The organism is Lysobacter sp. Soil_N_23, from assembly GCF_057656135.1.
Genome location: NZ_JBDGKY010000018.1, coordinates 1 through 26,763, shown reverse-complemented (window position 1 = coordinate 26,763; position 26,763 = coordinate 1). Strand labels below are relative to the sequence as shown.

The following is a 26,763-nucleotide window of genomic DNA, read 5'->3' as shown; positions in this document are numbered from 1 at the left end:
ATTCTTGCGTCGGCGTTACGGAGCCAGTTTTCTGGTCCGCGCCCGGCGTGTGCCGCGACACGGATCCGTTGTTCTGAAACTGCTGTTTCGTGCCTGCATCATTCGTCTGCCTGCTGCGACGAGTGCTCGAGGTACCAGCTGGCCGCGCCGATGACGCCCAGGCGCTCGTTGTCGATCAGCCGCACCGGCACGCGCTCGAGCGCGGCATGCATCACGCCCTTGTCGAGCAGGCGCGCATGGAACTGGCTTTGCGGCAGGAAGTCCTTCAGCCGCGGCAGGATGCCGCCGGCGATGAACACCGCCTTGGCGCTGCTGACGGTGATCAGGTCGCCGATCACGCTGCCCAGCAGGGCACAGAAGGTCATCACGGCCTCGCGTGCGGGGACGTCGCCCTGGCGCGCGGCCTCGGTGATCGCGGCCGGTGCGCGCAGGCTCGGCTCGATGCCGTCGATGGCGCAGATCGCCTCGTACAGGTGCACCAGGCCGGGACCGGAAACGAAGCGCTCGGTCGGCACATGCGTCTGGCCGCGCTGGCGCGCCCAGTCGAGCATCGCCGCTTCGCGGGCGTTGCCCGGAGCGAAAGCGGTGTGGCCGGCCTCGGTCGGCAGCACCACGGTGCCACCGCGGTGCGGGATGCGGATCGCCGCGCCCAGGCCGGTGCCAGGGCCTACCACCAGCACCGGACCGGCTGCGGCCTCGCTGACGCCCGGTGTGAGCAGCAGTGAGTCGCCCGGATCCATGCACTGCGCGGCATGCGCGGCAGCCTGGAAGTCGTTGATGTACTGCAGCTCGCTCAGGTGCAGCTCGCTGCGCAGCTGCGACAGCGAAATGCGCCAGGGCAAGTTGGAATTGATCACCGCGTCGTCGAGGACGACACCGGCGCTGGCGATGGCGACCCGGTCGATGCCGGCGCAGGCGCTGTTGCCGGCGATGAAGTCGGCCAGGATCGCGGCCAGGCTCGGGTAATCGGCGCAGACGTACTTGCGGTGCGCCAGGACCACCACGTGCGATTCGTCGGCGCCGCCGCCGCGGACCAGGCCGACGCGGGTGTGGGTGCCGCCAACGTCGGCAGCGATGAAGCGGGTATCGGGATGCACGAGCGTAGGCACGGCGCTCACCCGCGGACGGCGCGCATGGGCTGCGCGCTCACGAGAGGGCATGACTGGCTTGGCGTTTCCTTCGAATCCCACTGCATGTTCCCTCCGCTGGCGCCGGTTCCCCACCGGCACGGGCCGAATTTGGCTTGTCGCTGACAACGTTGTCAACAGAAAGTTACGAAATTGTCAGAAAGACCGGAATTGGGGCCCCGGCCAGGTCGATTCTTGCTGCATCGCAGCATGTTGCGGCCATCGGGCGGAGGCTGAAAGCCTTGTGGGAAAGGCCCTCTAGCGTGGCGCCACGAGTTGTGACAACGTTGGCCGACGGATGTCGCATGAGTCATCGTGCGACATTGACCGCATTCCTTGGGAGGGGAACCTTGAGCATGTCCACCACCACTGCCACCGGCTCGCGCAGCCATTACGGCTCGATCGCGATCATCGGCGCGCTGTTCTTCATCTTCGGCTTCGTCACCTGGCTCAACGGCCCGCTGATCTCGTTTGCCCGATTGGCCTTCGATGTCAGCGAGACATTGGCGTTCCTGATCCCGAGCGCGTTCTACATCTCGTACTTCTGCCTGGCGTTGCCGTCGTCGCTGATCCTCAAGAAGACCGGCATGAAGAAGGGCATGGCGCTGGGCCTGTTCCTGATGGCGGTGGGCGCGGCGGTGTTCGGCCAGTACACGACGGCACGTGTCTACGTCGGCGCGGTCGGTGGCATCTTCATCATCGGTGCCGGCCTGGCGGTCCTGCAGACCGCGGTCAACCCGTACATCAGCATCCTCGGGCCGATCGAGGGCGCGGCGCAGCGCATCGCGGTGATGGGCATCTGCAACAAGCTCGCCGGCTGGGCCGCACCGTTCGTGATCGGCACGCTGGTCATGCACGGCATGGGTGATGTCGCCAGTGCGGTTGCCGGCGCTGACGCGGCGACCAAGGAAACGGTGCTCAACGAATTCGCCGCGCGCATCCACGCGCCTTACATGGCGATGGCAGGCCTGCTCGCCCTGCTGGCGGTGGCGATCCTGTTCTCGCCGCTGCCGGAAGTGCGAGCCGAAGAGGTCAACTCGGAGGGCGATGCCGGCGAGAAAAAGAGCCTGTTCCAGTTCCCGCACGTGTGGCTGGGCGCGCTGTGCATCTTCGTCTACGTCGGCGTGGAAGTGATGGCCGGCGACGCCATCGGCACCTACGGCCAGGCCTTCGGCCTGCCGCTGGACGAAACCAAGTTCTTCACCGGCTTCACCCTGGGCGCGATGCTGCTGGGCTATGTGGTCGGCCTGATCCTGATCCCGCGCTTCATCTCGCAGGAGCGCTACCTGAGCATCTCCGCGGTGCTGGGCGTGCTGCTGGCGCTGGGCGCGTTCCTCACCAGCGGCTATGTGTCGGTGGGTTTCGTCGCCGCGCTGGGCTTCGCCAACGCGATGATGTGGCCGGCGATCTTCCCGCTGGCGATCCAGGGCCTGGGCCGACTGACCGAGAAGGGCTCGGCGCTGCTGATCATGGGCATCGCCGGCGGCGCGGTGATCCCGCAGCTGTTCGTGCACTTCAAGCAGCACTACGACTTCCAGCTGGTGTTCCTGCTGCTGGTGGTGCCGTGCTACCTGTACATCCTGTACTTCGCGCTGCGCGGTCACAGCGTTGGCCATGCCCCGGCAGTGGTCAACGGCGCGGCAGCATCGCAGCACGGCTGATGCAGGTACGTGCGATCACGTGCGACCAGCCCGGACGCCACCGCATGGGTTCGCGGCAACGCGAACCCCTTCAAGGCAATCTGCGCCAGCGCGATTCCCATCACTGGCGCTGGTGGTTAGGCTAGTCGTCTTTACGCCGCGTCACACGACGCGGCGGTTCCACCGGCGACAATTCCGCCGGAACCACGCGAGGCTTCGGTGCGCAGACCCACGATAAAAGACGTTGCAGAGCGCGCCGAGGTGTCGCTCAAGACCGTCTCGCGCGTCATCAACGACGAACCCAGCGTGCAGGCGAGCACCCGTGCCCGTGTGCAGCGGGCCATCGACGACCTGGGCTACCAGCCCGACCCGTCGGCGCGGAGCCTGCGCAGCGCGCAGAACTATGCGCTCGGACTGGTCTACGACAATCCCAATCCCTATTACGTCATCGCGGTGCAGAACGGCGTGCTGTCGGTCTGCCGCGAAACCGGCTACGGCCTGCAGATCCATCCCTGCGACTCGTCCTCGCCCAACCTCGCCAGCGAGCTGATCGACCTGGTCCGGCATTCGCGCCTGGCCGGGCTGGTGCTGGCGCCGCCGATGTCGGAGCGCAACGAGCTGGTGACCGAGCTGGTCGCCCACGGCGTGCGCCTGGTCCGCATCGTCTCGGCGGCCGCCGACCCGCAGGACGGCAGCGCCTGCATCTACGTCGACGACAAGGATGCGGCCTACGAGATCACCGAACACCTGATCCAGCTCGGACACAGCCGCATCGGTTTCCTCTGGGGCGGCAAGTCGCACGGCTCGTCCTGGGAACGCTACAAGGGCTACGAAGACGCGCTGCACGAGTACGGCTTCACCCTCGATCCGGAGCTGGTGGTCGAGGGCGATTACTCTTTCGACGACGGCTTCCGCGGCGCCCGCCGCCTGTTTGCGCTGGCCGACCGGCCGACGGCGATCTTCGGCAGCAACGACGAGATCGCCGCCGGCGTGCTGGCCGCGGCCAAGTCCAGCGGCATGAACGTGCCGTACGACCTGTCGATCGCCGGTTTCGAGGACAGCCCGTTCTCCAAGCAGAGCTGGCCGGCGCTGACCACGGCCAAGCAGGCCACGCAGGAGATCGCCCGCCACGCCGCGCACCGCCTGCTGCAGGAAATCCGCGAGCACGCCCCGAGCCGGCCGCTGCCCAACGAGGGCTTCAGCCCCGAGCTGGTGGTGCGCGGTTCGACCGCGCCGCCGCGACCGAAGGGCTGAGACAGCCCGGCGGACACGCGGCCCAGCACGGCCAAGTCATCCCGTTGGTCCGTCATCGGCGTCGGCCGCGGTCATCCCGGCGGACGCCGGGATCCAGGCCCGCAACACATCAGCCACATCACCGTCATCCCGGCGAACGCCGGGATCCATTTGCCCTTGCTCGCGCGCGATGCCAGAGGCAAGAGCAACGTCGCTGGGTCCCCGCCTTCGCGGGGATGACGGGTTTCTTGCGGGGGATGACGGGCAGTAACAGCGTCGGCCATCACCTGCCTTTATCGCGCCATCGCGCAGGCTGCTGCGGCCACGATTCCTCGCCCGAGGGGAGCTTCGCATGTCGGCCCTTCCCACTGCCCCGCCGGCGCCCGATGCCTTGAAGGATCCGGCGCTGGTTCCGCTGTTCGAACAAGACCGCACCCTGGTCAAACTCGGCCGCGGCATCCGCGTGCTCAAGGCCATCGACTGGCCGATGGAGCTGGAGGATCGCTTCCTCGCTGGCTGGCGCGCCGGTCGCCCCGAATTGCCGGAACCGCCCACGCAGCCGCACGCGATGGAAGCGGAGATCGAAGGCTTCGACGACCTGCTCGGCCGCATCGACCGTGGCCACCCGCTCGGCATGTGGCTGTACAAGTCGGCGTGGAGCTATCGCGTCGCCGCGCAGATGCTCGGCGCCATCGGCACGCCCGAATACACCCGCTGCTCGGCGCTGCTCTACGGCCGGCCCGACCATCTCTATCCAAGCCAGGAATCGACCAACGCCGACGTCGCCAGGGAGTTGCTGCGCGTCACCGACGAGCTGATCAACGACCGCCTGCTGCCGGAAATACCTGTGGACATCGAGGCGCCCGAGTTCGCCCGCCGCCTGCGCGAGCGCATCGATCCGTTCTTCAGCCACGACAAGGTCGAGGTCGTGCTGGACCCGAACCTGGCATCCAAGGCCACCGCCGGCAGCAAGCGGGTGACGCTGCGGGCCACGGCGATGTTCTCCGAGCGCGACCTGGAGCAGTTGATCCAGCACGAAGCGTTCATCCACACGCTTACCGCCCTCAACGGCAAGCACCAGCCCTACCTGACGTCGCTGGGATGCGGCGCGCCGCGAACCACCCGTGCCCAGGAAGGGCTGGCGACGTTCTCGGAGATCATCACCGGCGCGATCGACATCGCCCGCCTGCGCCGGGTCGCGCTGCGCGTGGTCATGGTCGAACAGGCACTCAAGGGCGCCGATTTCATCGAGGTCTTCCGCGGCTTCCTGGATGCCGGGCAGAGCGAGGTCGAGAGTTACCGCAGCGCGGCGCGCATCTTCCGCGGCGGCAACGTCCGCGGCCTGATCTGCTTCACCAAGGACGGTGCCTACCTGGAAGGCGTGCTGCGGATCTACGCCTTCATCTGCAAGGCCCTGCACGAGGGTCGCGGTGAACTGCTGCCGCTGCTGTTCTGCGGACGGGTGACGGTCGCCGACACGGTGGTGCTGGAGCCTTACCGCAATAACGGCCTGATCGTGCCGCCGCGCTACGTGCCACCGTGGGCACGCGACCCGCAGCGGGTGCTGTCGGTAATGGCCTTCTCGACGGTGGTGCAGCGCCTGCGCCTGGAGAACCTGACGCTGCAGCGCTTCGTCGACGCCGAAGCCGAAACCGTCGAGTCGTCCGGCATCGGCGATTAGCCTGCGGCCGGGGACATTGGCCTGGCCACGTTGGCCTGAGCGCGACCTGCCCGGCGTTTACGTCTGGGCCGGCTGGCTCTGCAACTCCCCCGATGCGGAGGTACGCCAACGGAAACGGCACCGATGGAGGGTGCCGGCCACATAGAGGTCCGCCCGGCTACCCGGCCCCGAGGCGGAAGGGCGCTTCAGGTCGGGATTTCCAAACTGCGGGTGACCACTCCGGTTACGTCCATGCGTGCAGGCATGCCCTGACATCGGACCTTCGCGCTCGCGGCGAGCCACGGAGACTCCAACATGAAATCCAACTTCGTACCGGCCCTGTATCTGGTCGCCTTCGCGTGCGCGTCGGTGTTTTCGGCCGCCTTCGCGCAGGACCTTGCCACGACAGCAAGCAAGAACGTCAAGGTCCTGCTCGACAACGAGAAGGTGCGCGTGCTGGAACTGAACATGCCACCCGGCGCCAGCACCGGTGTGCATTCGCACGGCGACCACGTCGTCTATTTCGTCACCGGCGGCACGGCGACGCAGGTCAGCAATGGCGAAACCAAGACCATGACCCGCAAGCCCGGCGAAGCGGCCTGGAGCGGCCCGGTCACGCACGACACCACCAACTCCGGCAAGACCGCGGTCAAGACGGTGGTGATCGAGCTCAAATAGCGTTTGCTGCAACGGCTTCGGAAAGCAGGAAGGGAGCCCATGGCTCCCTTCCGTGCTTTTGATCCGCCGGTAGCACTCAGCGCGTCGATTCCAACGGCGGTTTCTGCCAGCTGTGGTCGATCACCGACGGTGCCGGGCTGTAGTTGCGCAGGATCGCGTAGAAGGGGCCGTTCGGCGCCGGCAGCCAGTTGGCCTCCTTGTCCTTGCCGGGCGAGGCGTGCTGCAGGTACAGCGTCAGGCCGCCATCGGCATCACGCTTGAGCCTGGGCAGCATCGGCGAGTTGATCAGGTAGCGGTTGATCGGGTTGTCCACCAGCAGCTTGCTCTTGCCGTCGTACATGGTGATCGACCAGAACGCATTGGTCGGCGGCAGGCCATCCTTGCCGAAATGCAGCGTGTAGTCGTGCCTGGAGGCATCGAGCGGCGTACCCTTGGCATCGACGAAGTAGCTCAGGTAATCGGCTTCCGAGCCGGAGTTGCCATAGATGCCGAGCTTGGCGCCGGCGAAGCGGTAGAGGCTATTGCCCTTGAGGAAGTCGCGGGTGCCGAACAGGTCGGCGCTGAACACCTGCGCGGTATTGATCTTCGTGGCGGTGAATTCCTGCAGGTCCTTGTCGGCATCGGCGATGCCGTCGAGGAGGGCCTGTCGCGTCTGCGGCGACAATGACGCTTCGTCGAACGGTTTGTCCGGGCCGATGCCGATTGTTTCGAACCGCTTGCGCAGTTCGGCGTCAGCCGGGTTGGCCGGCATGAACTGCAGCAGGAAACTGAGGTAGCCGAAGAAGCCCAGGTTGTTGGCCTTCGTGGCGTCATACGCCGGGAAGTCGATCTTCGCCGCCGGCGCCGGTGCCGGCGTGCCGAGGAACTGGCTGAGCGGCTGGGCCTTGTACTGGGCCTGCAACTTCTTGACGTTGGCCAGGTCGTCGGGCGCGAACAGCTGCGTGCGGAAAAGGCCGTAGGCGAACTGCGTCTCGGCCTGGAAGACCTTGTCGATGCCCTTGGGTATCTCACCCTTCCAGTCGGGACCGGCGACCAGGTACTTGCCGGCCTTGCCGTGCGTCAGCGCCTTGTTGATGTAGGCGAAGTTGTAGGTGTACATGTCGATCAGCTGGACCGAGAAATAGCGTTTCTCGCCCAGCGCCGGGATCGTGATCACCACCGGTTCGGCGCGCAGGTCCAGCCACAGGAACGAGTACGGCGTGTCCGAGTTCGGCGTGATGATCGCCGTGTCCTTGGGGGTTGCGACGCTGGCGGCGCTTCCGATCTGGTTGAACGGCGCGTGGAAGTCGGGACCGTTGCTGTCGATCGCCTGCGCGTACATCGACTTGTAGCTTTCCACGATCGGGAAGCCCCAGGTGTAGGCATCCTTGGCGAGGGCGCGGGCTTCGGCCACCTGGTTGTCCTGGCCCGCGGCTGGCGGCTGGTCCGTGGTGGTTGCTGCGGGTGGTGTTTCGGGTTTGCAGGCGGGGAGTGCCAGCGACAGGGCGACTGCGGCGAGCAGTGCGGGCAGATGGATGCCCGACAAGGAATGTTTCATGGCACGGCCCCACGCATGGATGTGGGGCGATGCTAGGACGGGCGCTGTGTGCGCCCCCTTCACACCTGTCTTGTAGGAGCGAGCTTGCTCGCGATCATGCGTTGCCGCCGCGGAAAGGCGATCGCGAGCAAGCTCGCTCCTACAGGACCTCAGGCGCGCAGCAGGGTCGCGGCGCGCGCCAGTGCTTCGATCGCGCCCCATTCCTCTGCGGCCACCAGGCGCGAGGGCGTGATCCACGAACCACCGACGCAGGCGACATTCGGCGTGGCCAGGTAGTCGCGGGCGTTGTGCGCGCCGATGCCGCCGGTTGCGCAGAAGCGGATCTCCGGCAGCGGGCCGTGCAGCGAGCGCAGAGCCGAAGCGCCGCCTGCGGCCTCGGCCGGGAAGAACTTCTGGAAGATGAAGCCGTGCTCGGACAGCGTCATCGCCTCGCTGGCGGTGGCCGCGCCGGGCAGCCACGGCAACGGCGAATCCTTGGCCGCGGCGATCAGGTCGGGCGTCGAGCCGGGCGAAACCGCGAAGCGAGCACCCGCCTGTTGCGCATCGAGCAGGTCCTGCGGCTTGCGCACCGTGCCGACACCGACGATCGCGCCCTCGACTTCGTTGGCAATCGCGCGTACTGCATCGAGTGCCGCGCGCGTGCGCAGCGTGATCTCGATCGCGGGGATTCCGCCGGCGACCAGCGCGCGCGCCATCGACACGGCGTGGCGGGCGTCCTCGATCACCACCACCGGCATCACCGGGGCTACGTGCAGTACGGATTCAAGCAGGCTCATCAATGAGTTCTCCAGATATCAAGTCATCGTCATTCCCGCGAAGGCGGGAACCCAGTGTCTTTGCCGCTGCCGGGAACGCCGCTGGGTCCCCGCCTTCGCGGGGATGACGGCTATCCAAGCACTCACGCAACGCCGAAGATCCCGCCACCCAGGTCGGCCGTCGCCGCCGCATTGCGGAACACCGCAAACAGCTCGCGCCCCATGCCGACATGGCTGGCCGACAGATCGGCGCTCGCATGCTCGCGCAGCTTCCATTCGTCCGCCGCCACGAGGACTTCAAGCTTGCCGCTGCGCGCATCGACGCGGACCACGTCGCCATCGCGCAGGCGCCCGATGTCGCCACCGCAAGCAGCCTCCGGGCTGACATGGATGGCCGCCGGCACCTGGCCGGAAGCACCGGACATGCGCCCGTCCGTCACCAGCGCGACGCGATGGCCGCGCTTCTGCAGCACGGCCAGCGTCGGCGTGAGCTGGTGCAGCTCCGGCATGCCGTTGGCGCGCGGTCCCTGGAAGCGCACGACCACGACCACGTCGCGGTCGAGTTCACCGCGCTCGAATGCGTGCTTGACCTGCCCCTGTTCGGAGAACACACGGCACGGGGCCTCGATCACCCAGCGATCCTCCGGCACCGCCGAAACCTTGATCGCGGCGGTACCGAGCGGGCCGTGCAGCACGCGCAGTCCGCCGTCGGCACGGAACGGGTCGGCGACCGGACGCAGGACCGTGGGATCGCCGCTGTGTCCGGTCGCCGGCACGTACTCGACCTGCTGCTCCGCTGCCAGCCTGGCCTCGACGCGATACCGCGCCAGGCCGGGGCCGGCGACGGTCTCGACGTCGCCGTGCGCGAGTCCGGCATCGAGCAGTTCGCCGATCAGGAAGGCGAGCCCGCCTGCAGCGTGGAAATGGTTCACGTCGGCGCTGCCGTTGGGATACACGCGCGCCAGCAGCGGCACCACCGACGACAGTGCATCGAAGTCTTCCAGGCGCAGCTCGATGCCGGCCGCGGCGGCAATGGCGATGAGGTGCAGCAGGTGGTTGGTCGAGCCGCCGGTCGCGTGCAGGCCGACGACGCCGTTGACGATGGCGCGCTCGTCGATGATGCGGCCGACCGGGCGGTAGTCGTCGCCGAGCGCGGTGATCTCCGCGGCGCGGCGCGCGGCCTGCGCGGTCAGCGCATCGCGCAGCGGGTTGTCCGGGTTGATGAAGCTCGCGCCGGGCAGGTGCAGACCCATCAGCTCCATCAGCATCTGGTTGGAGTTGGCGGTGCCATAGAAGGTGCATGTGCCGGCGCCGTGGTAGCTCTGCGCTTCGGCTTCGAGCAGTTCCTCGCGCGTGGCTTCGCCGACGGCATAGCGCTGGCGCACGCGCGACTTCTCGTCGTTGGGCAGGCCCGAGGTCATCGGACCGGCCGGGACGAAGATCGCCGGCAGGTGGCCGAAGCTCAATGCGCCGATCAGCAGGCCCGGCACGATCTTGTCGCACACGCCCAGGTACAGCGCGGCGTCGAACATGTCGTGCGAGAGCGACACCGCGGTCGACAGCGCGATGACTTCGCGCGAGAACAGCGACAGCTCCATGCCGGCGCGGCCCTGGGTGACGCCGTCGCACATCGCCGGCACGCCACCGGCAACCTGCGCCGTGGCGCCGACGCTGCGCGCGGCCTGCTTGAGCAGGAACGGAAAACGCTCCAGCGGCTGGTGCGCCGAGAGCATGTCGTTGTAGGCGTTGACGATGCCAAGGTTCGGCGCCTGGCCGCTGCGCAGCGCGGCCTTGTCGCTGGGCGAGCAGGCGGCGAAACCGTGGGCGAGGTTGCCGCACGACAACGTCGCGCGATGCGGCCCGCGTCCGGCGGCGGCGTCGATGCGCGCCAGGTAGGCGGCGCGACGATCGCGGCTGCGCTCGACGATGCGTTGGGTGACTTCGGCTACTACGGGATGGAGGGCAGACATGAACTTCGGTTCCTGGTGATCGGTCCCCTCCCCCGCCTGCGGGGGAGGGTTAGGGTGGGGGCGAACGAAGCGGTTGCCTCCGTGCTTCGATCCGCGTGATCGTTGCCGCCGCCCCCATCCCGGCCTTCCCCCGCAAGCGGGGGGAAGGAGCAGTGCTCAAGGGCTCCAGAACAACATCGGCACCACCGGCGCACCGGACAGCACCGAGCGGATCGGCAGCTTCGAACGCGGATCGCGCGCAGCGTCATCGAGCACGCCACGCTTCTTCGCGCCTTCGATATGCAGGTACAACGACGGCGCAGTGAAGATCGCGCTCAGCGTCAACGTGATCCGCGGCTCCGGCGCCGAGGCGCTGCGAACCGCCAGCACCGGCGCTCGGCCGCTGGGCTGCAGGCCGATGTCGCGTCGCTCCAGATCCGGAAACAGCGATGCGACATGGCCGTCCTCGCCCATGCCGAGCACAACCACGTCGAGCGGCAGCGCTTCGTTGGCGACCTGCGTCAGCACCGGCAACAGCGCCGCTTCCGGCGTCGCGGTCGGGCGTCGCAATGGCAGCAGTTGCGCCTGCGCGGCGGCGCCCTGGAGCAGCGTCTCGCGCAGCAGGCGCTCGTTGGAGCGCGGGTGGTCGGGCGCGACCCAGCGGTCGTCGACGGGCACCACGGTGACGTGCGCCCAGTCCAGCGTCTGCTTCGACAGCTCGGTCAGGAAGGCGCGCGGCGTGGTTCCGCCCGATACCGCCAGGCGGGCATAGCCGCGTCGGGCAATGGCCCCGCGCAGGTCGGCGGCGACCGCCCTGGCCAGTGCCACGGCGAGGTCGGCACGGTCATCGAAGCGATGTTCGCGCAGCGGCAAGGGATCCGGGGTCAGCACGGTGAGTCGCTCCGCATGGATTCGTTGAGCCTGCGCGCCAGCGGGCGGAGCGGCTTGAACAGAGTCAGACAGCGTCTTCATGCCATGTCCTTCCGTCGCGCTCGATCAGCGCAACCGCGGCGCTCGGGCCCCAGCTGCCGGCGGTATAGGTCTTGGGCGCGTCGGCGCTGGCTTCCCAGGCGGCGCGGATCGGATCGATCCAGGCCCACGCCGCTTCGACCTCGTCGCGACGCATGAACAGCATCGGGTTGCCGCGCACCACGTCCATCAGCAGGCGTTCGTAGGCTTCCGGCTGGCGGCCGCCGAAGGTCTCGGCGAAGCTCAGGTCCATCGGCACGCGACGCAGGCGCAGGCCGCCCGGGCCGGGCACCTTGTTCATCAGCCACAGCTTCACGCCCTCGTCGGGCTGCAGGCGGATGACCAGCTGGTTCGGGTAGATCGGTTCGGCCAGCTCGCCGAAGATCGAGTGCGGCACCTGGCGGAAGGTGACCACGATTTCCGACATGCGGTCGGCCAGGCGCTTGCCGGTGCGCAGGTAGAACGGCACGCCGGCCCAGCGCCAGTTGCGCACTTCGGCCTTGAGCGCGACGAAGGTTTCGGTGCGCGAATCGTTGCGGCCCAGCTCTTCGAGGTAACCCGGTACCGGGCGGCCTTCGACGGCGCCGGCGCGGTACTGGCCGCGCACGGTCTGCTGCGCGGTCGCACCATTCTCGATGGGGCGCAGCGCGCGCAGCACCTTGAGCTTCTCGTCGCGGATCGCATCGGCGGAGAGCGACGACGGCGGTTCCATCGCCACCAGGCACAGCAGCTGCAGGATGTGGTTCTGGACCATGTCGCGCAGCGCGCCCGACTTGTCGTAGTAGCTGGCGCGGCGCTCCAGGCCGACAGTCTCGGCCACGGTGATCTGCACGTGGTCGATGTGCTCGGCCTTCCACAACGGCTCGAACAGGGCATTGCCGAATCGCAGCGCGATCAGGTTCTGCACCGTCTCCTTGCCGAGGTAGTGGTCGATTCGATAGATCTGCGATTCGTCGAAGACCTTGCCCAGCGCGTCATTGATTGCCACCGCGCTTTCGCGGTCGTGGCCGATCGGCTTTTCCACCACCACGCGGGTGTTGGCGCCGGTCAGGCCATGCGCCTGCAGGCGGGCGCCGACGCTGCCGAACAGGTCCGGGCCGACGGCGAGGTAGAACACGCGGACCCGCGACTCGTCGGACAACTCGCCCGCCAGCTCCGCCCAGCCGGTGTCGGCGCTGAGGTCGATGCGGCGGTAGCCGAGCATCTCCAGGAACGGTTCCAGTGCCGCCGGCGAACGCGGGTCGTCGGCGAGGGTCTTCTGCAAGGCCTCGCGGACGCGATCGCGGTAGGCCTCGTCGCCGAGGGTGTCGCGGGCCAGGCCGAAGATCCGGGTCCCGGCGACGATCTGGCCGTCGACGTAGCGATGGAACAGGGCCGGCAGCAGCTTGCGCAGGGCCAGGTCGCCCGTGCCACCGAAGATGATCAGATCGAAGGGCGCCATCGGCGCGATGGAGGGGCTCACGGGACGCTCCGCGCGGAGGGGGTGGGGGTTACGGATGAGAACCAGACCAGAACCATACCAGTGACGATACCAGTCAAATACCAGGTCCGCAAACCCCCGACTTTAGTCGAGTCCTGAATACGTATTCGGGGCAGGTTGCCGTCATTGGTATCTCACTGGTATCGTTTGCCGATGCAGGACTATCTCGTCAACGAGTTCAGCCGCCAGGCCGATGCGCGACGCGCGCCGGCCTACCAGCACCTGCGCCGGACCCTCCAGCACGCCATCGAGAATGGCGAACTGACCGCCGGCCAGGCCCTGCCCAGCGAGCGGGAGCTGAGCAAGCTGCTCGACCTGTCGCGGGTCACCGTGCGCAAGGCCATCGCCGGCCTGGTCGGCGATGGCCTGCTGATGCAGCGCCAGGGCGCCGGCACTTTCGTGGCCGAGCGCATCGTCAAATCCTTCTCCAAGCTCACCAGCTTCACCGACGACCTGCGCGCGCGCGGCCTGGATCCGACCTCGCGCTTCCTCGAGCGCAGCGTCGGCGAAGTCACGCCGGACGAGGCGATGGCGCTGAACCTGTCGCCCGGTGCCCAGGTCGTGCGCTACTACCGCCTGCGCATCGCCGACGACATCGTGCTGGCACTCGAGCGCACCGTCGTTCCGCAATCGGTGCTGGCCGACCCGGGCCTGGTCGAGAACTCGCTGTACGAGGCCTTCACCAAGCTCGGCCTGCGCCCGACCCGCGCGCTCCAGCGTCTGCGCGCGATCGCGTTCGACGCCGAGCAGGCGCGCCTGATGAACCTGGCCGAGGGCAGCCCCGGTCTTTTCATCGAGCGCCGCACCTTCCTCGACGACGGCCGCGTCGTCGAATACACGCGTTCGTTCTACCGCGGCGATGCTTACGATTTCGTTGCCGAGCTGCAGAGCGAATGAGCGCTGGCGACCCTTCATCACTCTCCGCGCCCCGCTCCGTCATTCCCGCGAAGGCGGGAATCCATGGACGTGGCTTTCAACTGACCGTCGACATTGCCCGCCAGGCGACGTCCTTGGATTCCCGCCTGCGCGGGAATGACGGGCAATCTCCATGTCAGGACTCCCCATGATCGCCCCTACCGCGACCAAGATGTACGCCGAAGCGCAGCAGACCGCCGACGTCGTTGCCGGCCAGTTCGCCGCCAATGCCGGCATCATCGACGCACTTGTCGCTCGCCTCCGCAAGGACCCGCCGGCCTTCATCGTCACCTGCGCGCGCGGCAGCTCCGACCACGCGGCGACCTATGGCAAGTACCTGTTCGAGACCACCCTCGGCCTGATCACCGCTTCCGCCTCGCCGTCGGTCGGTTCGGTCTACGCAGTGCAGCCGCACATGCAGGGCGCGCTGTTCGTGGCGATCTCGCAGTCGGGCAAGAGCCCGGACCTGGTCCGCAATGCCGAGATCGCCAAGGCCGCCGGCGCCCTCGTCGTGGCCCTGGTCAATGTCGAGGACTCGCCGCTGGCGAAGATCGCCGACACCGTGATCCCGCTGCGCGCCGGCCCGGAGAACAGCGTCGCCGCGACCAAGAGCTACCTGTGCTCGCTGGCCGCGCTGTTGCAGCTGGCCGCGCGCTGGAGCGGCGATGCCGCCCTGCTCAAGGCCACCGACGAACTGCCGGCCGCTCTTCGCGCCGCCTGGGCGCAGGACTGGTCGCCGCTGGTCGAAGGCCTGAAGGATGCGCACAACCTGTTCGTGGTCGGTCGCGGCCTCGGCCTCGGCGCGGCCCAGGAAGCGGCGCTGAAGTTCAAGGAAACCTGCGGCCTGCACGCCGAGGCATTCTCCTCGGCCGAGGTCAAGCACGGCCCGATGGCGATCGTCGGCCCCGGCTTCCCGGTGCTGGCCTTTGCCCAGGACGACGACACCGGCGCCGGCACCGTGGCGGTGGTGGAAGAGTTCCACAAGCGCGGTGCGCCGGTCTGGCTGGCGCGCCCGGGCGCCCACCGTGACGACGCGCTGCCGATGCCGGCCTCGCCGCATCCGGCCTGCACGCCGTTGCTGGCGGTGCAGAGCTTCTACAAGGCGGTCAATGCATTGGCGGTAGCGCGCGGGCACAACCCCGACGTGCCGCCGCATCTGAACAAGGTTACCGAGACTGTCTGATGTTCTTCGCCTGCGACGTGCTCGCTTCGGCTGCCCTCACCCCGGCCCTCTCCCACCAGCGGGAGAGGGGGAAAAGCCCATGACCACCATCGCCTTCCACAACGGCCACATCCTCACCGACCACGGCTTCGAGTCCAATGTCTGCGTGCTCGCGGAAGACGGCCACATCGTTGCCGTGCTGCCGGGCCAGGCGCCAAAGGATGCAAGCGTCGTGGATCTCGCCGGCGGTTACCTGGTGCCCGGTTTCATCGACACCCAGGTCAACGGGGGCGGCGACGTGCTGTTCAACGACGAGCCGACGGTGGCCGGTTTGCGCACGATCGCTGCGGCGCACCGCAAGTTCGGCACCACCGGCATGATGCCGACGCTGATCAGCGACGACACCGAGGTGATGGCACGCGCCATCGCGGCCAGCCGCGAGGCGATCGCGCAGGGCGTGCCGGGCATCCTCGGCATCCACCTGGAGGGCCCCTACCTCAACGCCGCCCGCAAGGGCGTGCACGACCCTGCCAAGTTCCACACCCCGGGCCAGGACGAACTCGACCTGGTCGCCTCGCTCGGCAACGGCCGCACGATGCTGACGCTGGCGCCAGAGCGCTTCTCCGCCGAGACGCTGCGCGAGCTCGCCGCGCGCGGCGTGATCGTCTGCGCTGGGCACACCGCGGCCAACTACGAGCAACTGCGCGACGGTTTTGCCGCCGGCATCCGCGGGGTCACCCACCTGTTCAACGCGATGACGCCGATGAACAGTCGCGAGCCCGGCGGTGTCGGCGCCGCGCTGGAGAATCCCGACGCCTGGTGCGGCCTGATCGTCGACGGCTACCACGTCCACGACGCGAGCCTGCGCGTGGCGATCGCGGCGCGTCCGCCCGGCAAGATGATGCTGGTCACCGACGCGATGCCGCCGGTGGGCGGCGAGCGCGAGGACTTCGAGCTGTACGGCGTGACCATGACCTGCCGCGACGGCCAGTGCACCACCGCCGACGGCACCCTCGCCGGCTCGGCGCTGGACATGGCCGGCGCGGTCCGCAACACCGTGCAACGGCTCGGCCTGCCGCTGGCCGAAGCCTGCCGCATGGCCTCGACCTACCCGGCGGAGTTCCTCGGCCTGGGTGGCGAACTGGGCCGGATCGCCCCGGGTTTCCGCGCCGACCTCGTCCTGCTGGACCACGACCTGCAGGTGCAGGGCACCTGGATCAACGGCCAGGCCCCGTAGGAGCGAGCTTGCTCGCGACCGGCCTCGCCGGCGCCGATGCGCCTGTCGCGAGCAAGCTCGCTCCTACAACCGCGCGGTAACTGAACGGGGCTCGCTCATGGGCCGCGGGTCGCCGCCATGCCCCACACCCGGCTCAGACTGGTCTGACTGCTACAATTCCGAGTCTTTGCTCGGACTTTTGCGTCGCGACCACCCGTCGCGAGGCATGGTTACGGGCGTCCGCAGCCACCCCCGCGCCCCCCGGCGCGCCGGAGCCACGCATGACCAGCACCGCCGAACTCAGCTCGCCGTCCTCGGCGAATACCGCGCTTACCAATTCGGTGCTCGATACCGACTACTCGCTCGAGCACAAGTACAGCCGCGAACAGGGCCGCATCTATCTCAGCGGCGTCCAGGCGCTGGTCCGACTGCCGCTGATGCAGCGCCTGCGCGACCAGGCTGCCGGACTCGACACCGCGGGCTTCATCTCCGGCTACCGCGGCAGCCCGCTGGGCGGCTTCGACCTGGAGCTGTGGCGCGCGCGCAAGCACCTGGAAGCGGCCGGCGTGAAGTTCACTCCGGGCCTCAACGAGGACCTCGGCGCGACCATGGTCTGGGGCACGCAGCAGACCAACCTGTTCCCGGGCGCCAAGGTCGAAGGCGTCTACGGCATGTGGTACGGCAAGGGCCCGGGCGTGGACCGCACCGGCGACGTGTTCAAGCACGCCAATGCCGCCGGCACCTCGAAGTTCGGTGGCGTGCTCGCGCTCGCCGCCGACGACCACGCCTGTCGCTCCTCGACGCTGCCGCACGGCTCGGAAGACGAGTTCGTCAGCGCGATGATGCCGATCCTCAACCCGGCCGGCGTCCAGGACATCCTCGACATGGGCGTGCTGGGTTGGGCGATGTCGCGCTACACCGGCCGCTGGGTCGGCTTCAAGACGATCGCCGAGACGGTCGAGTCGTCGGCGTCCATCGACGTCAACCCGCTGGCGATGCAGATCGTCATGCCGGACGACTTCGAGATGCCGGTCGGCGGCCTCAACATCCGCTGGCCCGACCCGCCGATGGACCAGGAAATGCGCCTGCACCGCTATGCGGTCAAGGCCGCGCAGGCTTTCGCCCGCGCCAACGGCATCGACCGCACCGTGATCGATTCGCCGCGCGCGCGCCTGGGCATCGTCACCACCGGCAAGTCCTACCTCGACGTGCTGCAGGCGCTGGAATACCTGGGCCTGGACGAGAACGCCTGCGGCGAGCTGGGCATCCGCGTCTACAAGGTCGGCATGACCTGGCCGCTGGAGCCGGTCGGCATCACCCGCTTCGCGCAGGGACTTGAGGACATCGTCGTCGTCGAGGAAAAGCGCGCCTTCATCGAGCGCCAGATGAAGGAGTACATGTACAACTGGAGCGGCCAGCGTCCGTCGATCGTCGGCAAGTACGACGAACAGGGCGAGTGGATCCTGCCGTCCACGGGCGAGCTGACCCCGGCGACGATCGCCGGCGTGATCGGCCGCCGCATCCAGAAGTTCCATAACAGCGAGCACATCGAGAACGTGCTGCGCTGGATGGCCGAGAAGGAATCCGAGCTGGCCCTGCCGCGCGCGCAGTTCCCGCGCGTGCCGCACTACTGCTCCGGCTGCCCGCACAACACCTCCACCGTCGTGCCGGAAGGCTCGCGTGCGCTCGGCGGCATCGGTTGCCATTACATGGTCACCTGGATGGACCGCAGCACCGACACCTTCACCCACATGGGCGGCGAAGGTGTGACGTGGTCGGGGCAGGCGGCGTTCACGCAAACGCAGCATGTCTTCCAGAACCTCGGCGACGGCACCTACTTCCACTCCGGCTCGCTGGCGATCCGCCAGTCGGTCGCGACCGGCGTCAACATCACCTACAAGATCCTCTACAACGATGCGGTCGCGATGACCGGCGGCCAGCCGGTCGACGGCACCCTGTCGGTGCCGCAGATCGCCCACCAGGTGCGCTCGGAAGGCGTGCAGACGATCGTGCTGGTGTCGGACGACATCGGCAAGTGGAACAAGCGCGAGATCTTCCCGTCGGACGTCGAGTTCTTCGATCGCAAGGAACTGGACAACGTGCAGAAGCGCCTGCGCGAAGTGAAGGGCACCAGTGTCCTGATCTACGACCAGACCTGCGCCACCGAGAAGCGCCGCCGTCGCAAGCGCGGCAAGATGGTCGATCCTCAGAAGCGCGTGATGGTCAACTCGCTGGTCTGCGAAGGCTGTGGCGACTGCGGCAAGAAGTCGTTCTGCGTGTCGGTGCTGCCGAAGGAAACCGAGTTCGGCCGCAAGCGCGAGATCGACCAGTCCAACTGCAACAAGGACTACTCCTGCGTCAACGGCTTCTGCCCGAGCTTCGTGACGGTGGAAGGCGGTGGCCTGCGCAAGAAGAAGAGCTCGGGTGCCAAGGATCGCTTGAGCGACCTGCCGCTGCCGCAGCTGCCGTCGCTCGACCAGCCCTGGAACATCCTGATCACCGGCGTCGGCGGCACCGGCGTGGTGACGATCGGCGCGCTGCTCGGCATGGCCGGCCACCTCGAGGGCAAGGGCGCCAGCGTGCTCGACCAGACCGGCCTGGCGCAGAAGGGCGGCGCGGTCACCACCCACATCCGCATCGCCCGCACCCCGGCCGACATCCATGCCGTGCGCATCGCCGCCGGCGAGGCCGACCTGGTGCTGGGCTGCGACATGGTCGTGGTCAACGACTACTGGGCGCTGTCGAAGGTGCGTTCGGGCCGCAGCTCGGTCGTGCTCAACAGCTACGAGGCGATGCCGGGTACCTTCACCACGCGTCCGGACATGCAGTTCCCGGCGACCGACATCATCGCCGCGATCAAGGTCGCGCTCGGTGGCAAGGACCCGCATGTTGTCGACGCCACCCAACTGGCCACCGCGCTGATGGGCGATGCGATCGCGTCGAACCTCTTCATCCTCGGCTACGCCTGGCAGCAGGGCCTGGTGCCGCTGTCGCTGGATTCGATCATGCGTGCGGTCGAGCTCAACGGCGCCGCGATCGAGATGAACAAGACCGCGTTCGCCTGGGGCCGCCTGGCCGTGATCGATCCGCAGGCCGTGGCCGAGTCGGCTGGCCTGGTGCGCAACGCCCAGACCGCTGCCGAATCGACCCCGCACGAGCTGCCGATGCTGTCGCCGGGTGCGTGGGAAGGCAACGAGTGGGGCGCGACCAGCGCGCCGCGCACGACCCGCAAGGAAGACGAGCTGCGCCACGTTCCTGCGCATGGCGGCGACAACGTCGCGTTCCTGCCGCTCGACGATGCGCGTCTGTCGCGTTCGCTCGACGAGGTCATCTCGCGCCGCGTGGCGTTCCTGACCGAGTACCAGGACGCCTCCTACGCCCGCCGCTACAGCGATTTCGTCGCCCGCGTGCACGCCGCCGAGCGCAACGTCGCCGGCACCACCGACCTGACCGAGGCCGTCGCCCGCTACGCCTTCAAGCTGATGGCCTACAAGGACGAGTACGAAGTCGCGCGCCTGTACACCAGCGGCGACTTCCAGAAGAAGCTGGAGCAGCAGTTCGACGGTGACTACAAGTTGAAGTTCCACCTCGCTCCGCCGCTGCTGGCGAAGAAGGACGCGCAGGGCCGCCTGATCAAGCAGGAGTTCGGTCCGTGGGTGTTCACTGCGTTCAAGTGGATGGCCAAGCTGCGCTTCCTGCGCGGCGGCGCCTTCGACATCTTCGGCAAGACCGAAGAGCGCAAGATGGAGCGCCAGCTGATCGTCGACTACTTCGCCACGATCGAAGGCCTGCTCGGCAAGCTCGACCGCAGCAATGTCGGCCTGGCGGCCGAGATCGCCAGCATCCCCGAGCACATCCGCGGCTACGGCCACGTCAAGGAAGACCACCTGCACAAGGCCAAGGCGCGCGAGGCCGAGCTGCTGAAGGAGTGGGACAACCCACTGCGGATCGTCAAGGTCGCGTAAGCGCTGCCGTGGTCTGATCGACGACAAGCCCCGCTCCGGCGGGGCTTTGTCGTTTTCGGGACGCTTCCGTCCACCACGACCCGCCGCTCCCGCGCGCGCATTACCCGCCGCTCCCGCGAAGGCATCACCCGTCATTCCCGCGAAGGCGGGAACCCAGCGTCGTTGCTTCCGGCCGTCCCCAAGTCGCTGGGTCCCCGCCTTCGCGGGGATGACGGGTAGTGGTGGGGTTTCGGGGTTTCGCAGGGCACAATCCGGCCATGGACACCGAACAACTCAAGGCGTTCTGCGCCAACCTCCCCGGCGCCACCGTCGCCCTTCACGACGACGCCCGCAACATCCTGGTCTACAGCGTCGGCGACAAGACCTTCGCCTACTTCAAGACCAGCGAACCGGAGCGCTGGCGCTTCAGCATCAAGGTCTCGCCCGAGCGCTTCGTCGAACTGACCGATGTCGACGGCATGAAGCCAGCGCGCTTCATGGGCCGTTTCCGCTGGATCACCATCGTCGACGTGCGGCGCGTGCCGGAGGACTACCTGGTCGAGCTGGTGGAGTGGTCGTACCGGCGCGCGCTGGAGGGCCTGAGCCGCAAACGCCGCGCCCAGGTCCTGGGCAACGACGCCTGATCCGGACTACACGGGGCCGGTTGTGCCGGCTAGCATCGGGGTCTGTTCCCGGAGTGCCTGCTTGATGCGCCCATTGATCCTGCCTGCCCTGCTCGCGGCATTGCTGGCTCCGTCTGCCAATGCGCAGACGCCCGATGCAACCACCGCCGCCAGGGCGGTGCAACCGCAGGTCGTGGCCTGGCGCCGCGACTTCCACCAGCACCCCGAGCTGGGCAACCAGGAAGTGCGCACCGCGAAGGTGATCGCCGACCAGCTGCGCAAGCTCGGCCTGCAACCGCGCACCGGCATTGCCCATACCGGCGTCGTCGCCGTGCTCAAGGGCGGCCGGCCCGGTCCGCGCATTGCCATCCGCGCCGACATGGACGCGCTGCCGGTGACCGAGCAGACCAGCCTGCCGTTCGCATCGAAAGTGACGTCGCAGTACCGCGGCCAGCCCGTCGGCGTGATGCATGCCTGCGGCCACGATGCCCACGTCGCGATCCTGCTGGGCGTGGCGACCGCACTGGCGGCGCAGAAGCAGGACCTGCCGGGCGAAGTGATGTTCGTGTTCCAGCCGGCCGAGGAAGGTCCGCCGAATCCGGGCGAGACCTTCGGCGCCAAACTCATGCTCGACGAAGGCGTGTTTCGTGACTTCAAGCCCGATGCGGTATTCGGCCTTCATGTCTGGGCCGGTTTGCCGGTCGGGCAGATCGGAGTGCGCAGCGGTCCGATGCTCGCCGCCGCCGACGAATGGAGCCTGACGGTCAATGGCAAGCAGACCCACGGCTCGCGTCCCTGGGACGGCGTCGACCCGATCACCGTCGCCGCGCAGATCCTGCTCGGCACGCAGAGCCTGATCGCGCGCCAGGTCAACATCGCCGCGACACCGGTGGTGCTGACCGCCGGCCAGTTCAACGCCGGCGTGCGCTTCAACATCATCCCCGACGAGGCACGTGTGGTCGGCACGCTGCGCACGTTCGACGCCAAGGTGCGCGAGGACGTGATCGCGCGCTTCCGCCGCACCGCCGAGGATTTCGCCCACGCCAGCGGTGCGACCGCGAAACTCGACGTTGCCAGCAACGCACCGGCGACGATCAACGACCCTGCGCTGACCACGCGCGTGCGGCCGTCGTTGCAGCGCGCGGTCGGTGCAGACAACGTCGTCGAGATGCCGATGGTGACGGTGGCCGAGGATTTCGCCCAGTTTGCCAATACCGTGCCGGGCCTGTATTTCTTCGTCGGCTCCACCTCTGCGGGCATCGATCCGGCGCATGCGCCGATCAACCATTCGCCGCAGTTCCTGCTCGACGAGCAGTCGCTCGATGTCGGCACGCGCGCGATGTTGCAGGTGGCGCTGGACTACCTGCACGGCGGCGGCTGACCAGCCCGGCAACGTTTCCCATTCGAATCACTGCCGCGATCGTCGGTCGCGGCACCGACCACACCGGAGTACTCGATGCGTCGTCCCGCCCTGCACGTCCTGCCCGTCCTCATTGCTGCCCTGCTCGCTTCTCCGGTCCATGCCCAGTCCGCAAGCGAACGACCCGAGGTGACTGCCGCGGCCAAGGCGGTGCAGCAGAAGGTCGTAGCCTGGCGCCGCGACTTCCACCAGCACCCCGAGCTGTCCAACCGCGAGACCCGCACCGCGGCCAAGGTCGCCGAGCATCTGCGCGCGCTCGGCCTGAAGCCGGTGACCGGCATCGCCCATAACGGCGTGGTGGCGATCATCCAGGGCGGCAAGCCCGGTCCGCGCGTCGCCTTGCGCGCCGACATGGACGCGCTGCCGGTGACCGAGCAGGTCGACCTGCCGTTTGCATCGAAAGCCACCGCGACCTTCCGTGGCCAACCCGTGGGCGTCATGCATGCCTGCGGCCACGATGCCCACACCGGCATCCTGCTCGGCATCGCCGATGCGCTGGTGAAGATGAAAGCCGACCTGCCCGGCGCGGTGATGCTGGTGTTCCAGCCGTCCGAGGAAGGCGCGCCCGATGGCGAGGAAGGCGGCGCCTCGTTGATGCTGGAAGAGGGCGTGTTCAAGTCGTTCAAGCCCGACGCGATGTTCGGCCTGCACGTGTTCTCGACCCTGCAGGCCGGCCAGATAGGCGTTCGCCAGGGACCGCTGATGGCGGCCTCGGACAAGTTCACCATCAAGATCAAGGGCCGGCAGACGCACGGCTCGCGTCCGTGGGGCGGCATCGATCCGATCGTTACCGCGGCCGAAGTGATCGGTTCGGCGCAGACCATCGTCAGCCGCCGCACCGATATAGCCAAACTTCCGGCCGTGGTCACCTTCGGCGCGATCAACGGCGGCATCCGTTACAACATCATTCCCGACGAAGTCGAGATGGTCGGTACCATCCGCACCTTCGATGAAGGCATGCGGCAGAAGATCTTCGGCGACCTGAAGAACCTCGCCGAGCATGTCAGCATCGCCAACGGCGCCACCGCGATCGCCAACGTCCCTGACAGCGAGGGCAATCCGGTAACGGTCAACAATCCGGCCCTGACCGCTCGCATGCTGCCCAGCCTGCAGGCCGTGGCCGGCGCCGGCAACGTGGTCGAACCGTCGTTGCAGATGGGCGCCGAGGACTTCTCGTACTTCGCCAAGGAAGTGCCGTCGATGTTCTTCTTCGTCGGCGCCACCGCCAAGGGCATCGACCCGGTGACGGCGCCGAGCAACCACTCGCCGCAGTTCGCACTGGACGAGTCGGCGCTGGACCTGGGGCTGCGGGCGCTGCTGCAGGTGACGCTGGATTACCTGCATCAGCCGCAGGCGGTTGCGGTGGTGCAAAGCGGCAACGAATGACCTGACCGCACCACCTCACCGTCATCTCTCACTCACCGTCATCTCTCACTCACCGTCATCTCTCACTCACCGTCATCCCGGCGAACGCCGGGATCCAGGCCCTCATCGCATCAGCCTCGTCATCCCGGCGAACGCCGGGATCCACCTTGACCTTGCGCCGCGAAGCGGCGCGGTGAAGCAACGGCAACAGCAAAATGGATCCCGGCGTTCGCCGGGATGACGATCAGCCCAGCTCCTTCACCGAATGCGGATCCATCGCGTACGGGTGCACCTGCGCCAGGTGTCCCGGCTGTTGCGCCACGCGCTCGATCCACGTGCACAGCTTCGGATACGCGGCAAGGTCGAATCCCGCATCACCTGCCACACTCGCATACGCGAACACCGCGATGTCGGCGATGCCATAGCGGTCACCGGCAATGAAGTCACGACCCGACAACTCGCGTTCGAGGATGGTCAACGCATTCGCACCGCCCGCCCGCTTCATCGCCACCAGCGCCTCCGGCCGACGCGCCAGCTTCCCGGTCAGCGTCCAATGGCGCAGGGCGCCGATCTGGCTTTCGATGCGCTCCTGTTCGAACGACAGCCACTGCCAGACCCTGGCCTGCCCGTAGCCGTCTTCCGGCAGATAGCCGGTACCCTGCGCCAGGTACATCAGGATCGCGTTCGACTCGGCGATCGTGCGTCCGTCGTCCAGTTCGATCGCCGGCACGGTGCCGGTAGGGCTGATCGTCAGGTAGTCGGGCCGGCGCCCCTCGCCCTCGAAGATGCTGACGATGCGGGTCTGCCAGGGCCGCCCGAGGTGCTGCAGCAGCTGGCGCACCTTCCAGGCGTTGCGGGAGGGCAGGTAGTCGTAGAGGGTGAGCATGGCAGGGGCCCGGCGTGGTCGATGGCCGCAGTTTCGGCCGCTGCCACGGCCGCCGCTATCCGGTCCTTGCAGCGCCGGCCGCCGCCCACCGGTCAGGTTCGCCGCCGCCCCCGCAGGTAAAATCGCCGCCATGACCCACCAAGACCTGCCGCTCGGCCGCCACGTCGACTACCCGCGCGAATACGACGCGTCCCTGCTGTTCCCGATCCCCCGTGCGCTCGGCCGCGGCCATATCGGCATCGACGACGATGCATTGCCTTTCATCGGCCTCGACCGCTGGCATGCCTACGAACTGAGCTGGCTCGACGCCCACGGCAAGCCGCATGCCGGCACGGCGACGATCACGGTCCCGGCGACGGCGCCGAACCTGATCGAGTCGAAGTCGTTGAAGCTGTACCTCAACTCGTTCAACTCGTCGCGTTTCGACAGCGACCAGGCCGTGCGCGAGCGCATCGCCGCCGATCTGTCGCGCGCCGCGGGCGCGCCGGTGGAGGTTGCCTTCGGCCTGCCGCCGATCGACGAGAGCGCCGACGACGCCATCGTCGATTGCATCGACGGCCTCGATGTCGCCATCGACGACTACGGCCCGCCCAATGCCGCGCACCTTGCCGTCGACCCCGCGCATGTCGTCACCGAGACGCTGACCAGCTCGCTGCTGAAGTCGAACTGCCCGGTCACCGGACAGCCCGACTGGGCACGGGTGGTGATCACCTACCACGGCCCCCGGCTCGATCGCGCTGGCCTGCTGCGGTACCTGGTTTCCTTCCGCGACCACGCCGAATTCCACGAGCAGTGCGTCGAACGGATTTTTTCCGATCTGGTTGCGCATGCCTCACCGCAGCGGCTGTCGGTGGAGGCGCGCTACACCCGACGCGGCGGCCTGGACATCAATCCCTGGCGCGCAACGCCGGGCAGCGAACAGCCCACCGCCGGGCGCGACGAGCGGCAGTAACCGCATTCGTTCATCTCCTCGCAAGCGAAATGAGACCGGGCTCATGCAAGCACCGGTGAATTGAGACCAGGCTCACCCGGTCGCCATATTTCCTTAACAAGGCGCATGTCATGGTGCTCCCGCCATTCCGGCAGGAGCCGCCCACCCATGACCACACCGGACAAGAAAGCCGATTTCTCCGGCGTCAGCGCCAACGTCGACACCACCGCCGAGAAGGTCGAGAAGGCCGATTTCTCGGGCGTGACCGCATCGGTCGACACCACCGCCGAGAAAGTCGGCGAGCAGACCTATACCGTCGCCAAGGGCGACACGCTTTCGCATATCGCCAAGCAGTTCTATGGCAGTGCGAACAAGTGGAACGCGATCTTCGAGGCCAACCGCGACCAGCTGGACGATCCCGACAGGATCCAGCCCGGGCAGGTGCTGAAGATTCCGCCGCAGGACTGACCTCACTCCCCTTCCCTTTGCGTCAAGAGTTCCAAGGAGATCGACTCATGATGAACCGCAATCGCCTGCACTACGCCGTCGCTGTCGCCTTGCTGGCATCGCTCGCCGTAGTGGGCTGCAAGAAAAAGGAAGAGCCCGTCGCGGTAACCCCGCCGCCGGTCGAAACCGCGCCAGCGGCGCCGGCCGAGCCGATGCCGGCTCCGGTACCGGCCGGCGTGGCCGTTTCCAGCGTCACCCTCGGCACGGCCGCGGGCGCCGACAAGAAGATCGCCGCGCCGACGATGGCGTTCACCCCCAAGGACAAGATCATCGTCTCGGTCGCCACCGACGGCACCGCCAGCAATGCCGAAGTCGCCACCCGCCTGGTTTACCAGGACGGTCAGACGGCCGGCGAGAAGAAGGAGGCCCTCAACACCACGGGCGCGGAAACGACCAACTTCGAGTTCACCAATGCCAACCCGTGGCCGGCAGGCAAGTACAAGGCCGAAGTCACGGTCAACGGCGCGCCGGCTTCGACCACGGAGTTTGAAGTCAAGTAATCCCCCTCTCTCCCCCACCCATGGTGGGCAAGCATGGGCGCGGTCCTTTGCCGCGCCCCTTTTTTTGGTCGTTCGCGTGTCCTCGAACGCCCGAGCGCCATGCGCTCGGGCCGGGGTACGGGTTGGCGTGAGGGCAAACGGGCCGGCATTGCGGCCCGTCTTCTTTTACGTGGGTGCGTGGCGGGAGGGGGTGGGGTGTATTCCGCGAACCTCCGCTTCGCTCCGTTAACTGTTCGCGAAATACACCCCACCCCCTCCTTCCGGAA

The 26,763-nt window shown here is 67.6% G+C and carries 21 protein-coding genes; 14 read left to right on the top strand and 7 right to left on the bottom strand.

The window, feature by feature from the left end; translation table 11 throughout:
- Positions 1-98: 98 nt before the first annotated feature.
- Positions 99-1,109 carry a glucokinase gene (locus tag AC3A3X_RS13460; RefSeq protein WP_487583536.1) on the bottom strand — a complete coding sequence of 337 codons (1,011 nt, stop codon included), beginning with the start codon at positions 1,107-1,109 and terminating at the stop codon, positions 99-101.
- A 374-nt stretch (positions 1,110-1,483) separates the two neighbouring features.
- Here AC3A3X_RS13460 and AC3A3X_RS13455 point away from each other — a divergent pair, with 374 nt between their 5' ends.
- From AC3A3X_RS13455 to AC3A3X_RS13440, 4 genes are all read left to right on the top strand, one after another.
- Positions 1,484-2,788: a sugar MFS transporter gene (locus tag AC3A3X_RS13455; protein WP_487583535.1), complete on the top strand. Its 1,305-nt coding sequence runs from the start codon at positions 1,484-1,486 to the stop codon at positions 2,786-2,788.
- 198 nt (positions 2,789-2,986) lie between these two features.
- Positions 2,987-4,021 carry a LacI family DNA-binding transcriptional regulator gene (locus tag AC3A3X_RS13450; RefSeq protein ID WP_487583534.1) on the top strand — a complete coding sequence of 345 codons (1,035 nt, stop codon included), beginning with the start codon at positions 2,987-2,989 and terminating at the stop codon, positions 4,019-4,021.
- Positions 4,022-4,352: 331 nt separating this feature from the next.
- Positions 4,353-5,681 carry a peptidase MATCAP family protein gene (locus tag AC3A3X_RS13445; RefSeq protein WP_487583533.1) on the top strand — a complete coding sequence of 443 codons (1,329 nt, stop codon included), beginning with the start codon at positions 4,353-4,355 and terminating at the stop codon, positions 5,679-5,681.
- A gap of 294 nt (positions 5,682-5,975) precedes the next feature.
- Positions 5,976-6,338 (top strand): cupin domain-containing protein, encoded by a 363-nt coding sequence (locus AC3A3X_RS13440; RefSeq protein WP_487583532.1) that lies wholly within the window; start codon positions 5,976-5,978, stop codon positions 6,336-6,338.
- Between the two features lie 76 nt (positions 6,339-6,414).
- Here AC3A3X_RS13440 and AC3A3X_RS13435 read toward each other — a convergent pair whose 3' ends face one another.
- From AC3A3X_RS13435 to zwf, 5 genes are all read right to left on the bottom strand, one after another.
- Positions 6,415-7,875: a DUF1254 domain-containing protein gene (locus tag AC3A3X_RS13435; protein ID WP_487583531.1), complete on the bottom strand. Its 1,461-nt coding sequence runs from the start codon at positions 7,873-7,875 to the stop codon at positions 6,415-6,417.
- Between the two features lie 149 nt (positions 7,876-8,024).
- A complete protein-coding gene (gene eda / locus AC3A3X_RS13430) occupies positions 8,025-8,651 on the bottom strand; it encodes a bifunctional 4-hydroxy-2-oxoglutarate aldolase/2-dehydro-3-deoxy-phosphogluconate aldolase (protein ID WP_487583530.1) in 627 nt (208 codons plus the stop codon).
- 122 nt (positions 8,652-8,773) lie between these two features.
- Positions 8,774-10,600, bottom strand: a complete 1,827-nt coding sequence (gene edd, locus AC3A3X_RS13425) for a phosphogluconate dehydratase (protein ID WP_487583529.1) — start codon at positions 10,598-10,600, stop codon at positions 8,774-8,776.
- 156 nt (positions 10,601-10,756) lie between these two features.
- On the bottom strand, positions 10,757-11,551 hold the full coding sequence (pgl, locus tag AC3A3X_RS13420) for a 6-phosphogluconolactonase (RefSeq protein WP_487583528.1): 795 nt from the start codon (positions 11,549-11,551) through the stop codon (positions 10,757-10,759).
- Positions 11,535-13,010 (bottom strand): glucose-6-phosphate dehydrogenase, encoded by a 1,476-nt coding sequence (zwf, locus tag AC3A3X_RS13415; RefSeq protein WP_487583527.1) that lies wholly within the window; start codon positions 13,008-13,010, stop codon positions 11,535-11,537. The genes pgl and zwf overlap by 17 nt, the downstream gene beginning before the upstream one ends.
- A gap of 171 nt (positions 13,011-13,181) precedes the next feature.
- Between zwf and AC3A3X_RS13410 the strand changes: the two genes are divergently transcribed.
- From AC3A3X_RS13410 to AC3A3X_RS13380, 7 genes are all read left to right on the top strand, one after another.
- Entirely contained in the window at positions 13,182-13,925 is a 744-nt protein-coding gene (locus AC3A3X_RS13410) for a GntR family transcriptional regulator (protein WP_158732056.1), read from the top strand.
- Positions 13,926-14,091: 166 nt separating this feature from the next.
- Positions 14,092-15,126: an SIS domain-containing protein gene (locus tag AC3A3X_RS13405; protein WP_487583526.1), complete on the top strand. Its 1,035-nt coding sequence runs from the start codon at positions 14,092-14,094 to the stop codon at positions 15,124-15,126.
- 79 nt (positions 15,127-15,205) lie between these two features.
- Positions 15,206-16,342: an N-acetylglucosamine-6-phosphate deacetylase gene (gene nagA, locus AC3A3X_RS13400; protein WP_487583525.1), complete on the top strand. Its 1,137-nt coding sequence runs from the start codon at positions 15,206-15,208 to the stop codon at positions 16,340-16,342.
- 260 nt (positions 16,343-16,602) lie between these two features.
- Complete coding sequence (locus AC3A3X_RS13395) at positions 16,603-20,286, top strand: indolepyruvate ferredoxin oxidoreductase family protein (protein WP_487583524.1); 3,684 nt, start codon at positions 16,603-16,605, stop codon at positions 20,284-20,286.
- 257 nt (positions 20,287-20,543) lie between these two features.
- Positions 20,544-20,909, top strand: coding sequence for an MmcQ/YjbR family DNA-binding protein (locus AC3A3X_RS13390; RefSeq protein WP_487583523.1), 366 nt, complete (start codon positions 20,544-20,546; stop codon positions 20,907-20,909).
- A gap of 64 nt (positions 20,910-20,973) precedes the next feature.
- Positions 20,974-22,269 carry a M20 family metallopeptidase gene (locus AC3A3X_RS13385; protein ID WP_487583522.1) on the top strand — a complete coding sequence of 432 codons (1,296 nt, stop codon included), beginning with the start codon at positions 20,974-20,976 and terminating at the stop codon, positions 22,267-22,269.
- 75 nt (positions 22,270-22,344) lie between these two features.
- Positions 22,345-23,694 (top strand): M20 family metallopeptidase, encoded by a 1,350-nt coding sequence (locus tag AC3A3X_RS13380; RefSeq protein ID WP_487583521.1) that lies wholly within the window; start codon positions 22,345-22,347, stop codon positions 23,692-23,694.
- A 223-nt stretch (positions 23,695-23,917) separates the two neighbouring features.
- On the opposite strand, the gene AC3A3X_RS13375 is transcribed toward AC3A3X_RS13380, so the two are convergent.
- Positions 23,918-24,559, bottom strand: coding sequence for a glutathione S-transferase family protein (locus AC3A3X_RS13375; protein ID WP_487583520.1), 642 nt, complete (start codon positions 24,557-24,559; stop codon positions 23,918-23,920).
- Positions 24,560-24,689: 130 nt separating this feature from the next.
- On the opposite strand from AC3A3X_RS13375, the gene queF reads away from it, so the two are divergent.
- The 3 genes from queF (at position 24,690) to AC3A3X_RS13360 (ending at position 26,497) form a co-directional block, all read left to right on the top strand.
- Positions 24,690-25,511, top strand: coding sequence for an NADPH-dependent 7-cyano-7-deazaguanine reductase QueF (queF, locus tag AC3A3X_RS13370; RefSeq protein ID WP_487583519.1), 822 nt, complete (start codon positions 24,690-24,692; stop codon positions 25,509-25,511).
- Between the two features lie 147 nt (positions 25,512-25,658).
- Positions 25,659-25,958, top strand: a complete 300-nt coding sequence (locus AC3A3X_RS13365; RefSeq protein ID WP_200608122.1) for a LysM peptidoglycan-binding domain-containing protein — start codon at positions 25,659-25,661, stop codon at positions 25,956-25,958.
- A 47-nt stretch (positions 25,959-26,005) separates the two neighbouring features.
- Entirely contained in the window at positions 26,006-26,497 is a 492-nt protein-coding gene (locus AC3A3X_RS13360) for a hypothetical protein (RefSeq protein ID WP_487583518.1), read from the top strand.
- The last annotated feature ends 266 nt before the right edge of the window (positions 26,498-26,763 follow it).